The 14529-nt window shown below is 64.8% G+C and carries 10 protein-coding genes; 8 read left to right on the top strand and 2 right to left on the bottom strand.

Going from position 1 to position 14529, the window contains the following annotated elements:
- Positions 1-48 precede the first annotated feature (48 nt).
- Together QUH67_RS25590 and QUH67_RS25585 are read left to right on the top strand one after the other, a co-directional pair.
- Positions 49-1965: an SDR family NAD(P)-dependent oxidoreductase gene (locus QUH67_RS25590; protein WP_300942149.1), complete on the top strand. Its 1917-nt coding sequence runs from the start codon at positions 49-51 to the stop codon at positions 1963-1965.
- A 27-nt stretch (positions 1966-1992) separates the two neighbouring features.
- On the top strand, positions 1993-3186 hold the full coding sequence (locus QUH67_RS25585; protein WP_320416098.1) for a glycosyltransferase family 4 protein: 1194 nt from the start codon (positions 1993-1995) through the stop codon (positions 3184-3186).
- Here the strand turns inward: QUH67_RS25585 and QUH67_RS25580 are convergent.
- Both QUH67_RS25580 and QUH67_RS25575 read right to left on the bottom strand, forming a co-directional pair.
- Positions 3183-4205, bottom strand: a complete 1023-nt coding sequence (locus QUH67_RS25580) for an MraY family glycosyltransferase (protein ID WP_300942148.1) — start codon at positions 4203-4205, stop codon at positions 3183-3185. The genes QUH67_RS25585 and QUH67_RS25580 overlap by 4 nt on opposite strands.
- A 30-nt stretch (positions 4206-4235) precedes the next feature.
- Positions 4236-5195 (bottom strand): lysylphosphatidylglycerol synthase transmembrane domain-containing protein, encoded by a 960-nt coding sequence (locus QUH67_RS25575; protein ID WP_300942147.1) that lies wholly within the window; start codon positions 5193-5195, stop codon positions 4236-4238.
- Positions 5196-5370: 175 nt separating this feature from the next.
- On the opposite strand from QUH67_RS25575, the gene QUH67_RS25570 reads away from it, so the two are divergent.
- From QUH67_RS25570 to QUH67_RS25545, 6 genes are all read left to right on the top strand, one after another.
- Positions 5371-6354 carry an SDR family NAD(P)-dependent oxidoreductase gene (locus tag QUH67_RS25570; protein ID WP_300942146.1) on the top strand — a complete coding sequence of 328 codons (984 nt, stop codon included), beginning with the start codon at positions 5371-5373 and terminating at the stop codon, positions 6352-6354.
- A gap of 7 nt (positions 6355-6361) precedes the next feature.
- Entirely contained in the window at positions 6362-7774 is a 1413-nt protein-coding gene (locus QUH67_RS25565) for a mannose-1-phosphate guanylyltransferase/mannose-6-phosphate isomerase (RefSeq protein ID WP_300942145.1), read from the top strand.
- Between the two features lie 163 nt (positions 7775-7937).
- Complete coding sequence (locus QUH67_RS25560) at positions 7938-8954, top strand: Gfo/Idh/MocA family protein (protein WP_300942144.1); 1017 nt, start codon at positions 7938-7940, stop codon at positions 8952-8954.
- A gap of 31 nt (positions 8955-8985) precedes the next feature.
- Entirely contained in the window at positions 8986-10137 is a 1152-nt protein-coding gene (locus tag QUH67_RS25555) for a DegT/DnrJ/EryC1/StrS family aminotransferase (protein WP_300942143.1), read from the top strand.
- A gap of 94 nt (positions 10138-10231) precedes the next feature.
- The gene (murJ, locus tag QUH67_RS25550) at positions 10232-11782 is read left to right on the top strand and encodes a murein biosynthesis integral membrane protein MurJ (RefSeq protein ID WP_300942142.1); all 1551 of its coding nucleotides are present in this window, start codon (positions 10232-10234) and stop codon (positions 11780-11782) included.
- Between the two features lie 364 nt (positions 11783-12146).
- Positions 12147-14456: a xanthine dehydrogenase family protein molybdopterin-binding subunit gene (locus QUH67_RS25545; RefSeq protein ID WP_300942141.1), complete on the top strand. Its 2310-nt coding sequence runs from the start codon at positions 12147-12149 to the stop codon at positions 14454-14456.
- The last annotated feature ends 73 nt before the right edge of the window (positions 14457-14529 follow it).

Genomic DNA, 14529 nt, shown 5'->3' with positions numbered 1-14529 from the left:
CCAGGGACACAACGCGAATCCAAAACGCTTCCTCAGCCGACCGGTTGTATGACACCTGTTTCGCAACTGACACATCGCAACTACATGATCGCGGCGCATGACGCGCTGGCGACGGCGTTTGCGTTGCTTGCGGCGTTCTACCTGCGTTTCGAGGGCGGCGAAGCCTTCTACGCCCGCCTGCCGCTGTTGCTGCGCATTCTGCCGCTGTTCGTCGTATTCAGCGTCGTGATCTGTTACGTCTTCAACCTGACGACGACGAAATGGCGTTTCATTTCGCTGCCGGATGCGCTGAATATCATGCGCGTGGCCAGCGTCCTGACGGTGGCGCTGATCGTGCTCGACTATGCCTTCATTTTCGCGGCATCGAACCCCAAGGCGCCGGTGCTGTTCGGGCGCATCACGATCGTGCTGTACTGGTTCCTTCAGGTGTTCGCGCTGAGCGCGCTGCGGTTCGGCTATCGCTATTTCCGCTATTCGCGGGTTCGCCGCCATGCCCGGACCGAAGGGGCGTCTTCGACCCTGTTGATCGGCCGCGCCGCCGACGCGGAAGTGCTGCTGCGCGCGATCGAGAGCGGCGCGGTTAAGCAACTCTGGCCCGTCGGCGTGCTGTCGCCGTCGGCGGCGGACCGCGGCCAGTCGATCCGCAACGTGCCGGTGCTTGGCGGCCTCGACGACGTCGAGGACGTGGTGCGCGACTATGCCGGGCGCGGAAAACCGATTTCGCGTGTCGTCATGACCCCGTCGGCGTTCGAACCCGAGGCGCATCCCGAGGCCATCCTGATGCGGGCCAGGCGGCTCGGCCTGTTCGTCAGCCGCCTGCCGTCGCTCGAAAGCGGCGACGCGCCCAGGCTGACCAATGTCGCCGTGGAGGACCTGCTGCTGCGGCCGAGCGAGAAGATCGACTATGCGCGGCTCGAGACGCTGGTGAGGGGCAAGGCGGTGATCGTCACCGGCGGCGGCGGCTCGATCGGTTCGGAGATTTGCGACCGTGTCGCGACGTTCGGCGCTGCACGGCTGCTCGTGATCGAGCATTCCGAACCGGCGCTGTATGCGGTCACGGAGGCGCTCACGGCGCGCGGGGGCAGTGCCGCGATCGAGGGGCGGATCGCCGATATCCGCGACCGCGACCGGATCATGAACCTGATGCGGGAGTTCAAGCCCGATATCGTGTTCCATGCCGCGGCGCTCAAGCACGTGCCGATCCTCGAGCGCGACTGGAGCGAGGGCGTCAAGACCAACATCTTCGGTTCGGTCAATGTCGCCGACGCCGCGCTTGCGGCGGGCGCGGCGGCGATGGTGATGATCTCGACCGACAAGGCGATCGAACCGGTCTCGATGCTCGGCCTGACCAAGCGCTTTGCCGAAATGTATTGTCAGGCGCTGGATCACGACCTGATGACGCAAACGGGCGGCCGGCCGCACATGCGCCTGATCTCGGTGCGGTTCGGCAACGTGCTGGCCTCCAACGGATCGGTGGTGCCGAAATTCAAGGCGCAGATCGAGGCCGGCGGCCCGGTCACGGTGACGCATCCGGACATGGTGCGGTACTTCATGACCATTCGCGAGGCCTGCGATCTCGTGCTGACGGCCGCGACGCACGCGCTGACGCCGGCGCGGCCTGATGTTTCCGTCTACGTCCTCAACATGGGACAGCCGGTCAAGATCGTCGAACTGGCCGAGCGGATGATCCGCCTGTCCGGCCTCCAACCCGGCATCGATATCGAGATCGTGTTCAGCGGCATGCGGCCGGGCGAGCGGTTGAACGAGATCCTGTTCGCCAGCGAGGAGCCGGCGGTAGAGATCGGCGTCGCCGGCATCATGGCGGCCAAACCGAACGAGCCGCCGATGCAGACCCTGCGCAAATGGCTGGCGGCGCTGGAAGATGCCATTGCACGGGACGACCGTTCGACCATCCGCGCGGTGCTCAAGGATGCCGTGCCCGAATTCGGATCGAACGCTGCCTGATCTTTTCGGCGGGCCGCCACGAAAGCGATGATGCACAAGCCGGGAAAAGTCGTCGTCGTCAGCCAGCATTTTCCGCCCGACCCGAGCACGACGGCGGCGATCATGGCGGCGATTTCGGAACGTGTGGCGCGTGAAGCGGAAGTTCTGGTGCTGTCGGGAACGGCGGGTTCCGCGGCCGTCGGCAAGCCTTCGGTCGTCGAAGTGAGGAACTGGATGCCCGGCAAGGCCGCATTGCTCAAGCGAGCCCTGGCCGAACTGCTGTTCACGTTTCGGATGTTCGTCGCGATGCTGATCAAGCTGCGCCGTGGCGATGTCACGATCACCGTGCCGGCGCCGTTCATGCTGCCTTACGCCTTTGCTGCAGCGGCGAAGCTGAAGGGCGCAAGATCGGTGCTGATCATGCACGATCTCTATCCCGACGTGCTGGTCATGGCTGGAATGCTGAAGCCGGATTCCTTGCTGGCGAAGGCAATGCATGCCTTCAACGCGCCGATGTTCCGTGCGCTCGACGCCGTCGTCATCATTGGTCGCGACACCGAAAAATTGCTGCTGCGCTACCGGGGAATGACGCGCGACAAGGTCCGCTTCATTCCGAACTGGGCAACGTTGGCGCGCGGCGTTCGCGCGGTCGATCCGGACAATCCGTATCGCCGTTCGCTCTCGGCCCGTTTCGTCGTCGGACTTTCCGGTAATCTCGGCTTTACCCACGATCCCGTCATCGTGTTCGAGGCGGCGCGGTTGCTGCGCGACAACGGCGATATTCACTTCCTGCTGTCGGGCTGGGGGGTGGGCTTCGATCAGTTGAAGGCCTTGCAGGCCGAGGCGAAGCTTCCGAACGTCACGCTGGTCGACCGCGTCGAGGATCACCAGTTGGAAATTTTCCTGTCGGCCGCCGACACCTGGATCATTCCCTACCGCAGGAACGTCGCCGGCGTGTCGGTGCCCAGCCGGTTCTACAATCTGCTGGCGATCGGACGCCCGGTGATTCTGGTTTCGGAAGCGGACGCCGAGGCGGCGCTGACGGTCATCGAGCACGACGTCGGCTGGGTCGTCGAGCCCGGCAGGGCCGACGAGCTGGCAAAGACGGTAAGCCTCGCAGCCAACGACCAGGATGCGCAACGCGGCGCGCGGGCGGCTGAAGTCGCAGGACGCTTCGATTTTGAAACTGCAATGTCCGAATATCGCAACCTGATCCACGAGCTTCTGCAAACGCCGAATTAGCCCGACAACGGCAGCCGGCGCGAGAATCTGCGCATCAGGAACGCCGTGGCGATGCCGCCGATGATCAAGAGCACGACGGCGGTGGCCGCCGACGAGGTCAGGGCCGAGCCGATCGCCAGCGCGGCAAGCAGGATGTTGAGCGCAAATACTTCGCCCACCACGCGCGGTGCGGAAAATCCGTTGTCGGTGGCGCGCTGGTAGAAATGGCTGCGGTGCGCCGCCCAGAACGGCTCGCGCCTCGCCATCCGCCGAAACAGCGTGACGGTCGTGTCAGTGAGATAATACAGCGGCAACAGCAGGGCGGCCGCCATCTGCTGGTGCCAGGCGAGCTGCAGCAGGCACCAGCCGGCCAACAGGCCGATCGGCAGGCTGCCGACATCGCCAAGGAAGATTTTCGCCACCGGCCGGTTGAAGGGCGCAAATCCCAGCATCGCGCCGAGCAGGGCAGCAGCAGCCACCATCGCGGGCGCCGGGAGTTCGGCCAGCCAGCCGAGCAGAACCAGCGCGCCGGTGACGGGCACGATCTCGGCGACCGTCATCAGGTCGAGCCCGTCCATGAAGTTGACGAGGTTCACGAACCACAGCCCTGCGATGATCAGCAAGCCGCGCTCGAGCCAGAGCGGGCAGGCGGCAACGATGCGCAGGCCTTCGGGCGCCGCAAGGATCACGGCTGCGACGGCGGCCCCCTGCAGCAGCAGCCGCGGCGCGACCGAAAGCGTTCTTACGTCGTCGACAAAGCCGACTGCGGCAATGAACAGCGTTGCGCCGAACACGGTGGCGGGAATCTTCATGTCGGCCGGGCCGGCAAGTCCGATGACCGCCGCGGCCGCGATCAGCGTGGCCGCGATCACCGCGATGCCGGCGCCCTGCGGCGTCGGGATCCGGTGCGAGGAACGCGCGTTCGGCTTGGCCAGCGCTATGCGCATCATGAGCGGCCGGATCGCCCAGGTCAGCGCGCCCGACAGCAGCGCGGCCGGCACCGCGGCGGCCAGTGACAGCAGAAAAAGCGAACGGGCCATTCGATCCGCGTGGAAAGTTGCTTCAGGGAATTATTTGGGAACCTGGATCGGCACCGTGCCCTGCGCAGCCTTCTCGGCGCTCAGGATCCAGACAAGCCCGCCGACCAGGCCGACGATGAACGACACCGCGCCATAGAGCAGCGAGATATTGACGCCTTCGCTCGCCATCAGGCCGGCATATCCGAACGCCAGCCCCATGGTGGCCTCGCGCACGCCCCAGCCGGCGATCGAGATCGGCAGCATCGTGATCAGCATGACCGGCGGAACAAGCTGGAACACCTGGCCGAACAGCACGGGCGCTGCGATCGACTGCACCACGCACCAGGCGATGACGACGGCGAGCACATGCACCAGCAGCGACAGGATCGCGACTTTCGGACCGTGCGCGCGGCTGAACAGCACGCGGTTGGCGATCACCGAACAGGCGTGGAAGTGGTGGGTGAGCCACCAGCGCTTCAGCCACGGCCACGGCAGCCGGCCGAGAACGAGAAATCCGAGACCGCCGGCAAGCGCTGCGAAATCGACCAGCAGCAGCGCCGACCGCCCGTGCGGATCGGTGATCAGGCGGTAGCTCCAGGGCAGACTCGCGACGATCACCACCGCGAGCGCGATCAGGCCGATGGCGCGGTCGACGAAGATGGAATAGGTCGCTGCGCGCCAGCCATGGCCGCTGCGCGCCACGAGCCACAGCCTGACCGCGTCGCCGCCGATCGAGGAAGGCAGTGTCTGGTTGAAGAAGGTTCCGATCACGTTGAAGCGCATCGCCTGCCTCGTCGGCAACGGCGCGCCGCACTCCGCGCTGATCTCGCGCCACCGCAGCACGCCGACGAATATCTGCAGGAACGTCACCGCAATCGCCACGCCGATCCAGCCCAGGCTGGAAACGTCGATGCGGCCGAACAGCTCGGCCAGGTCGACCTTGCGCAGCGAGAAATACAACAGCGCCGCCGAGACCAGTATCTTCAACGCCGAAAGCAGGATACCGCGCATCTCGCCTGTGCTGGGTTTGAGAAGGGTGTAAAATGCGATGCAATTGCGCGCCTTGGTATGGTTTTCGGGCCGATCTGGCAATAGCGGGGCGGGCGGTATTGCGGCCCCCTCCGCAACGCAGGTAAAGAGGCGCGGACAGCAATTCAGCCCTTGAGCGGCTCCTTCCAGGGATACGATGCCGGATCAACCAATATTGGTCACCGGGGCCGCGGGTTTCATCGGCTTCCACGTCGCGCGGCGGCTGCTGGCCGAAGGCCGCGCCGTGGTCGGCCTCGACAATCTCAACGACTATTACGACCCGGCGCTCAAGAAGGCGCGGCTCGACATTCTGCACGGAGAGCGGGATTTTGCGTTCGAACAGATCGATCTCGCTGACCGCGCGGCGATGGCGCGCCTGTTCGCCGGGCCGCGTTTCGAAAAAGTGGTGCATCTCGCGGCACAGGCCGGCGTGCGCTACTCGATCGACCATCCGCATGCCTATGTCGACGCCAATCTCGCGGGGTTCGTCAATCTACTGGAGGGATGCCGGCATCACGGCTGCGACCATCTGGTCTATGCATCCTCATCGTCGGTCTACGGCGCCAACACCAAGCTGCCGTTTTCGGTAAACGACAAAACCGACCATCCGATCAGCCTCTACGCCGCGACCAAGAAGGCGAATGAGCTGATCGCGCATTCCTACAGCCATCTCTACCGGCTTCCGGTGACAGGTTTGCGGTTCTTTACCATTTACGGGCCGTGGGGCCGGCCCGATATGGCGATTTTCGCGTTTACCAAGGCGATCGTCGAGGGAACCCCGATCCGTCTCTTTAACCATGGCCGGATGCGGCGTGATTTTACCCATATCGACGATGTGACGCGCGTCGTATTGAAACTGGTCGACCAGGCTCCGCGCGACGAGGGCGCCACGGCGCCGGCACGGGTTTACAATGTCGGCAATAATCATCCGGAAGAACTGCTTCATGTGGTAGCGGTTCTGGAGCGGCAACTGGGCCGCGCGGCGGTCAGGGAGATGCTGCCGATGCAGCCCGGAGACGTGACCGAGACCTTTGCCGATGTCGCCGAATTGATGCGTGACACCGGTTTCAGGCCGCAGACCTCGATCGAGGACGGGCTTGCCGATTTTGTCGCGTGGTATTGTGAGTACTACAGGATTTGAAACGCCGATGACCCGAAAAATCATTCCCTTGATCATGTGCGGCGGCGCCGGGACGCGGCTGTGGCCGGCCTCGCGCGAGGTTCACCCGAAACAATTCCTGTCCCTGTTCGGGGCGCGCTCGACATTCCAGGACACGCTGCTGCGGGTTTCCGACGCTGATCTGTTCGAACGGCCCGTCATCATCACCAACAACGCCTATCGATTCATGGTGCTCGAGCAACTGGCGGAGATCGGGCGCGAGGCCGACGTGCTGCTGGAGCCGATGCGGCGCGATTCCGGGCCGGCGATCGCCGCCGGTGCGGCGTTTGCCGAAACGCGCGACAAGGACGCGATCGTGCTGGCGCTGGCCGCCGACCACGTGGTGAGCGATACGCCCGCCTTCCTCGCGGCCTGTCGCGAGGGACTGGCCGCCGCGGAAGCCGGCCACATCGTGACCTTCGGCGTGCAGCCCGAACGCGCCGCCACCGAATATGGCTACATCAATCCCGGTGCGATCATTTCCGGCAAGGTCCGTGCGGTCGCCAAATTCGTCGAGAAGCCGGATCCGGCCACGGCGGCGGATTATGTCAAGTCCGGCTATCTCTGGAACAGCGGCAACTTCATGTTCCGCGCCGCCGTGTTGACGGATGAATATCGCAAGGTCGATGCGGAAAGCATCCAGGCCGTGAGCGACGCGGTGGCGAAGGCCGGCACCGATCTCGGCTTCGTCAAGCTCGACGAAGCCGCGTTCGGATTGGCGAAGTCGATCTCGATCGACTACGCCGTGATGGAAAAAACCGCGCGCGCCGCGGTCGTGCCGGTGGCGTGCGGCTGGTCTGATGTCGGCTCCTGGCATGCGGTGTGGGAATTGTCCGCCAAGGACGGCGACGGCAACGCGGCGCGGGGTGCTGCGGTGTTCGAGGATTCCCGCAACTGCAACGTATCGACCGACCGCGCGCTGGTCGCGCTCGAAGGCGTCGACGATCTCGTCGTGGTCGCGACCCAGGACGCCGTGCTGGTTTCCCGGCAGCAGGACGCCAACGGATTGAAGCGACTGGTGGCGAAACTGAAAACGGTGGCGCCTCAGGTCACCGAGGATCACATCCGGGTGCATCGGCCCTGGGGATCCTATCAGTCGGTCGACAATGGCGACCGTCACCAGGTCAAGCGCATCATCGTCAAGCCGGGCGGACGGCTCTCGCTGCAGAAGCATCACCATCGCTCCGAGCACTGGATCGTGGTGCGCGGAACGGCACAGGTCACCGTCAACGAACTGGTCAAGACCGTGCACGAGAACGAGTCGATCTATATCCCGATCGGCGCGGTGCACCGGCTGGAGAATCCCGGCAAGATCCAGCTCGAACTGATCGAGGTCCAGACCGGCAGTTATCTGGGCGAAGACGACATCATTCGCATCGAGGATGATTATCAGCGCAGCTAATCGAGCCGTGGTTTTACGACCCGTCAGACTGTAACTGTTTGAATCAAAACGTGTCTAAAAACGGTCGATCGCGTTCGCCACGCCTGTGACGGCGTGCTAGAGGAACCGCCGGGGAAGTTACCGGCGCAACCTCTGCGCAACGTCTGTTTGGGGTCGATACATCATGAGTTCCAAAGGGTCCGCATCCGACGCAAAGATCGGTGCCGTCGGCGGCTTGCGGGTCGGCGTAGTCGGCGCCGGCGTGATGGGGAGCAACCATGCCCGCGTTCTGGCCGGTCTGCCCGGGGTGACGCTGGTCGGAATCGTGGATCCGTTGCCCGAGCATCGCGCGCGGGCCACTGCGCTTGCCGGCTGCCGCGCCTTCGCCGAACTCGATGAACTGTTCAATGAAGGCGTCGACGCCGTCACCATCGCAGCGCCCACCCATCTGCATCACGAGATCGCGCTGGCCTGCATTACGCGCAACATCCACATCCTGGTCGAGAAGCCGGTCGCCTCGACGGTGGAAGAGGGGCAGGACATCGTCGATGCGGCGAAGAGCGCCGGCGTGACGCTGATGGTCGGTCACGTCGAGCGCTTCAATCCGGCGGTCGCCGCGATCAAGCAGGCGATCTCGGGCGAGGATATTCTTTCGATCGGCATCACCCGCGTCGGGCCGTTTCCGCCGCGAATGTCGAATGTCGGCGTGGTGATCGATCTCGCCGTGCACGATATCGACCTGATCCGCTGGTTCACCGAATCTGACATCGTCGAGGTGCAGCCGCAGCTTTCCAGCGCGGTCGCCGAGCGCGAGGACATCGCGCTGCTGCAGTTCCGCACCGCCTCCGGCGTTCTCGCCCACATCAACACCAACTGGCTGACGCCGTTCAAGGCGCGCAGCGTCACGGTCGCCACCCGCGGCAAATATGTGATGGGCGATCTGCTGACGCGCCAGGTGACCGAATGCTTCGGCTTCAAGCCCGACGGCAGCTATTCGATGCGGCATCTGCCGGTTGGCCATGATGAACCGTTGCGCGCCGAACTGCTCGCCTTCCTCGATGCCGTCCGCACCGGCAATGTGCCGGCAGTGACCGGCGACGAGGGCGTTGCCAGCCTCGCAATCGCGATCCGCTGTCTCGAGCAGCCCGCCAAGCCGGCGGCCTCCGCCGCGCGCAAGGGACCGCGCCGCATCGCCGGCTGAACTTTCTCAATTCCGATTCCAGCAAGGCTCCATGAACCAGCACATGCGTCCAGAACCCGTTCCCTTCTATGACCTCGGCTCGCAGCGCCGGCGGCTCGGCCCATCGATCGACGAGGCGCTCGCGCGGGTCACCGGCCATTGCCTCTTCATCAACGGTCCGGAGGTCGCCGTGTTGGAGAAGGCGCTGGCGGATTTCTGCGGCGCCAAACACGTCGTGAGCTGCGCCAGCGGCACCGATGCGCTTCTGATGGTGCTGATGGCGAAAGAAGTCGGCCCCGGCGACGCCGTGCTGTGTCCGTCGTTCACGTTCTGCGCGACCGGCGAAGCGGTGGCGCTGACCGGTGCGACGCCGGTGTTCGTCGATGTCGACGCCGCGACCTACAACATGGATGCCGCCTCGCTCAAGCGCGGCATTGCAACGGCAAAGCAACGCGGCCTGAAGCCCCGCGCCGTGATCCCCGTCGACCTGTTCGGCCAGAGCGCCGACCACGATGCGATTGCCGAGGTCGCGCAGGCCGAAGGCCTGTTCGTGCTCGATGACGCGGCCCAGGGCTTTGGCGCAAGTTACAAGGGCCGCCGGATCGGCTCGCTGGGCCTTGCGACCGCGACCAGTTTCTTTCCGACCAAACCGCTGGGCTGCTTCGGTGACGGCGGCGCCATCTTTACCGATGACGACGAACTGGCCGAAACGCTGCGCAGCATCCGTGTGCACGGCCAGGGCTCCGACAAATACGACAATGTGCGCCTCGGCCTGACCGGGCGCCTCGACACCATGCAGGCAGCGGTCCTGATCGAGAAGTTGAAGATTTTCGAGGACGAGATCGCAGCCCGCAACCGCGTCGCGGAGCGCTATGCGCGCGGCCTCGGCAACGCCGTGACGGTGCCGCGGCTCGCGCCCGGCTGCACCTCGATCTGGGCGCAGTACACCATCCGCCTGCCCAAGGGGGTCGATCGCGACGGTTTTGCCGCGGCGCTGAAGGCGCAGGGCGTTCCGACGATGGTTTATTATACCAAATCGATGCATCAGCAGACCGCCTACAAGGCGTTCCCGGTGGCGGATGGCGGGCTGCCGGTGAGCGAAGCGCTCTCCGACGACGTCGTCAGCCTGCCGATCCACGCCTATCTCGACGAGGCGGCGCAGGATCGCGTCATCGCGGCGGTGCGGGGTGCGGTTCAGGCATGATCCCGAAAGCGGTCGTCCGCTTTCGGACAGGATCGCGCCCAGACAAATAACTGCCTGATTTCACCGTCCGGCGAATATGCGCTAGAAGCATCGCATGCTCGGACGCATCTTCACTGTCGGCGGTTACACGCTGCTCTCGCGGGTGACCGGTTTCGCGCGCGACATCATGCTCGCCGCCATACTCGGCGCCGGTCCGGTCGCGGACGCCTTCTTTGTGGCGCTGCGGCTGCCCAATCATTTTCGCGCGATCTTCGCCGAGGGCGCCTTCAACGCCGCCTTCGTGCCGGCCTATGCGCACCTGCACGGCAAGGGCGAGGCGGCGGCAAGACTGTTTGCGGACCGCATCTTCACGCTGCTGTTTGCCGCCCAGGTCGTTCTGCTTGTGATCGCCTTGTGGTTCATGCCTGACGTGATCGCCATCCTTGCCCCGGGATTCAAGGACGACCCGGCGCGCGGTGAGCTGGCGATTTCGCTGACCCGGATCACCTTTCCGTATCTGCTGCTGATCACGCTGGTGACGCTGTATGGCGGCATGCTCAACGTGATGCATCGCTTCGCCAGTGCCGCCGCCGCGCCGATCTTTCTCAACCTCTCCATGATGGCGACGCTGGCGCTCGCTGCGTTCTTTCCGGGGGCGGGTTATGCTGCGGCATGGGGTGTGCTGCTCGCCGGTATCCTGGAATTTCTGCTGCTGGCGGGCGATGCGGCCAGGACCGGCATCCTGCCGAAATTCGCCGCGATCAGGTTCGACGAGGACGTGCGCGCGTTCTTCCGCGCGCTGGGCCCGGCGACCATCGGCTCGATGGGAACGCAGATCGCCCTGTTCGCCGATACCATCATCGCGACCTTCCTGCCGGCGGGTGCGTTGTCGGCGCTGTATTACGCCGACCGCCTTAATCAGTTGCCGATCGGCGTGATCGGGATCGCGATCGGCACGGTTCTGCTGCCCGAGATGTCTCGGCGTCTCACTGCGAACGATGTCACCGGCGCTTCGGCCGCGCAGCGGCGGGCGTTCGAATTCTCGCTGTTGTTTTCGATCCCTTTCGTCGCCGCCTTCCTCACCGTGCCCGACGTCATCATGCGCGCGATGTTTGCGCGCGGCGCGTTCTCGACAGCGGACGCCGCCGCCGCCGGCGCCACGCTCGCGGCATATGCGATCGGCCTGGTGCCGTTCGTGACCATTCGCAGCGCGGTGGCGACGTTCTACGCGCGCCAGGACACCGCGACGCCGGTCAAGGCGGCGCTGACCGGGGTCGCCGTCAACGTCGCGCTGAAGGTGGCGCTGATGGGGGCGCTGGCGCAAATCGGGCTGGCGCTCGCCACTGCCGCCGGCGCATGGGTCAATCTGTTGCTGGTGCTGTTCTTTGCGGTGCGGGCAGGTCACCTCGAGTTCGATCGGGCCTGGCTGAGGTCACTCGCGAAATTCGCGGCCGCCGGTGTCCTGCTCGCCGCCACGCTGTGGGCCACCGCCCGATTCGCCGCCTTCTACTTCGCGCAGATGCACACGTTCCGGGATGAGACCATCTTGCTGCTGCTGATGGCGGTGGGCGCGTTCGTGTATGGGGTCCTGATCGTGCTGCTGTTTGGCCGGGGGTGGATTTTCGCGCTCCTGCGGGATCGGCAGTCCGGCTCTAAGCAATTGTAGATACGAGCAAATAGTAGCTCCTAGTCTCGCTTCCTGGGTTGCCGAGCCATCCTGCGCGCCCGGCTGTAGATTCAGCTGGCGGGTGATCGCGAAGTATTGATCATATCGTCCTCACGCCAGGTCAAAGACCGTCCGCCCTTTTTGTGCAGGCGCGAGAAGGGCGGCGATTCCGTGGCGCGTCTGCCGTGCCCGGCCGAAAGCGGTTTGCGCTGGGGCGCGAACCGCTGCAATATGGAACGGTTCTAGAGCACGCGCCGGAAAAGCGGGATACCGGTTTTCCGCAAGCGTGGTGCTGCAACAAAAAAGATAGGGCGGATGACGGTTCCCAGAGGCGTCGTCGTGCTCCCTGACAATTGGAGATACGATGGCAGCTCCCATCAAATTCGGCGTCGGTCAAAGCGTTCTTCGCAAGGAAGATGACGCGCTGATTCGCGGCAAAGGCCGCTATACGGACGACCATTCGCCCCAGCCGGCGTTGCACGCGCTGATGCTGCGCTCGCCGCACGCGCATGCGAAGTTCACCATCAACGCTGCAAAAGCCCGCGGGATGCCGGGCGTGTCGCTGATTCTGACCGCGGCCGAGGTCGGCGATCTCGGCGACCTGCCGTGCCTGTTCAACCTGGAAACGGATCCCTTCAAAGGCCCGCCATACCCGATCCTGGCCAAGGACGAGGTGCGCCATGTCGGCGACGCCGTCGCCTTCGTGGTTGCCGATACCATCGACCAGGCCCGCGACGCGATCGAAGCGATCGACGTCAAATGGACGCCGTTGCCCTCGGTGGTCGGCCTTGCCAATGCCGTCAAGCCGGGTGCGCCGCTGGTCTGGCCCGACAAGCCCGGCAACGTGCTGTTCGACGTGCCGATCGGCGACAAGAAGGCGGTCGAGGCCGTGTTCGCCAAGGCGCACGCGGTGGCCGAGATCACGATCGTCAATCCCCGCGTCATCACCAACTTCATGGAGACGCGCGCTGCGGTTGCCGAATACGACGCCAAGCGCGATCATCTGACGCTGACCATCGGCAGCCAGGGCAGCCATCGCCTGCGCGAAATCCTGTGCGGCATGGTGCTGAAAATGCCGATGGAAAAGATGCGGGTGATCTGCCCCGACGTCGGCGGCGGCTTCGGCACCAAACTGTTTCCCTATCGCGAATACGCGCTGATCTCGGTGGCTGCCAGGAAGCTGCGCAAGACCATCAAATGGACCGCCGATCGCTCCGACCACTTCATGGGCGACGCGCAGGGCCGCGACAACGTCACGACCGCGAAGATGGCGCTGGCCGAGGACGGCAAGTTCTTGGCCATGGACGTCGATTTGATGGGCGACATGGGCGCCTATCTCTCGACCTTCGGGCCGTACATTCCGCATGGCGGCGCCGGCATGCTGCCCGGGCTTTATGATATCCAGGCCTTCCACTGCCGCGTTCGCACCGTGTTCACCAACACCGTGCCGGTCGACGCCTATCGCGGCGCCGGCCGCCCCGAGGCGGCCTACGTGATCGAGCGCCTGGTCGATGCCGCCGCGCGAAAGCTGGGCATGACGCCGGATGCGATCCGGCGCAAGAATTTCATCCCGCCGAAGGCGATGCCGTACAAGACCGCGACTGGCAAGGTCTACGATTCCGGCGACTTCACCGCGCATATGAAGCGCGCGATGGAAGTCGGCAACTGGAAGGAGTTTTCCAAGCGCGCCAAGGCGGCGAAGAAGGCCGGGTTGGTGCGCGGCATCGGCCTCGCCAGCTACGTCGAAGTGTGCGGCACCATGGGCGAGGAGACCGCCAATGTCGCGCTCGATCCCAACGGCGATATTTCGATCCTGATCGGCACCCAGTCGAGCGGGCAGGGCCACCAGACGGCCTACGCGCAACTGGTCGCCGAGCAGTTCGGCGTGCCGCCGGAACGCGTCCACGTCCTGCAGGGCGACACCGACAAGATCGCGACCGGTCTCGGGACTGGCGGCTCGGCGTCGATCCCGACCGGCGGCGTCAGCGTCGAGCGCGCCACCCGCGATCTCGGGGCCAAGCTGAAGGAAATCGCGGCCGAGGCGCTGGAGACCAGCGCCGGCGACCTCGAGATCAGCAACGGCCTCGTGCGCATCGCCGGCACCGACCGCTCGATCAGTTTTGCGGATCTCGCCAAACGTCCGGGCGTCGATCCCGCGAAGCTGAATGCCAGCGCAACCTTCGCGCAGGCCGACGGCACCTATCCGAACGGCACGCATCTGGCCGAAGTCGAGATCGATCCGGCCACCGGCATCATCAAGATCGTCAACTATGTCATCGTCGACGATTTCGGCGTGACGCTGAATCCCTTGCTGCTGGCCGGCCAGGTCCATGGCGGCGCGATGCAGGGGATCGGCCAGGCCCTGATGGAGCAGGCGGTCTACAGCGCAAGCGACGGCCAGCTCGTCACCGGCACCTTCATGGACTACGCGGTGCCGCGCGCCGCCGATGGCCCGTCATTCCACTTCGAGACCCATAACGTGCCGTGCACGACCAATCCGCTGGGCGTAAAAGGCGCGGGCGAGGCGGGCGCGATCGGCTCCTGTCCGGCCGTGGTCAACGCGATCATCGAGGGCCTGTGGCGCGAGTACCAGATCGATCACATCGACATGCCGGCCACCGCCGAGCGCGTCTGGATCGCGATCCGGGAAGCGCAGAAAAGGCATAATCTCTGATATTTTGTCGCATGCGGAATGATGCCCCGCATGCGGTGTTGGCCAAACAGGCGGGCTCGCGACGATCGCGGGT

Source organism: Bradyrhizobium roseum (assembly GCF_030413175.1).
Lineage (GTDB): Bacteria > Pseudomonadota > Alphaproteobacteria > Rhizobiales > Xanthobacteraceae > Bradyrhizobium > Bradyrhizobium roseum.
The sequence above is the reverse complement of the archived record's forward strand: the minus strand, read 5'-3'. Positions and strand labels throughout refer to the sequence as shown.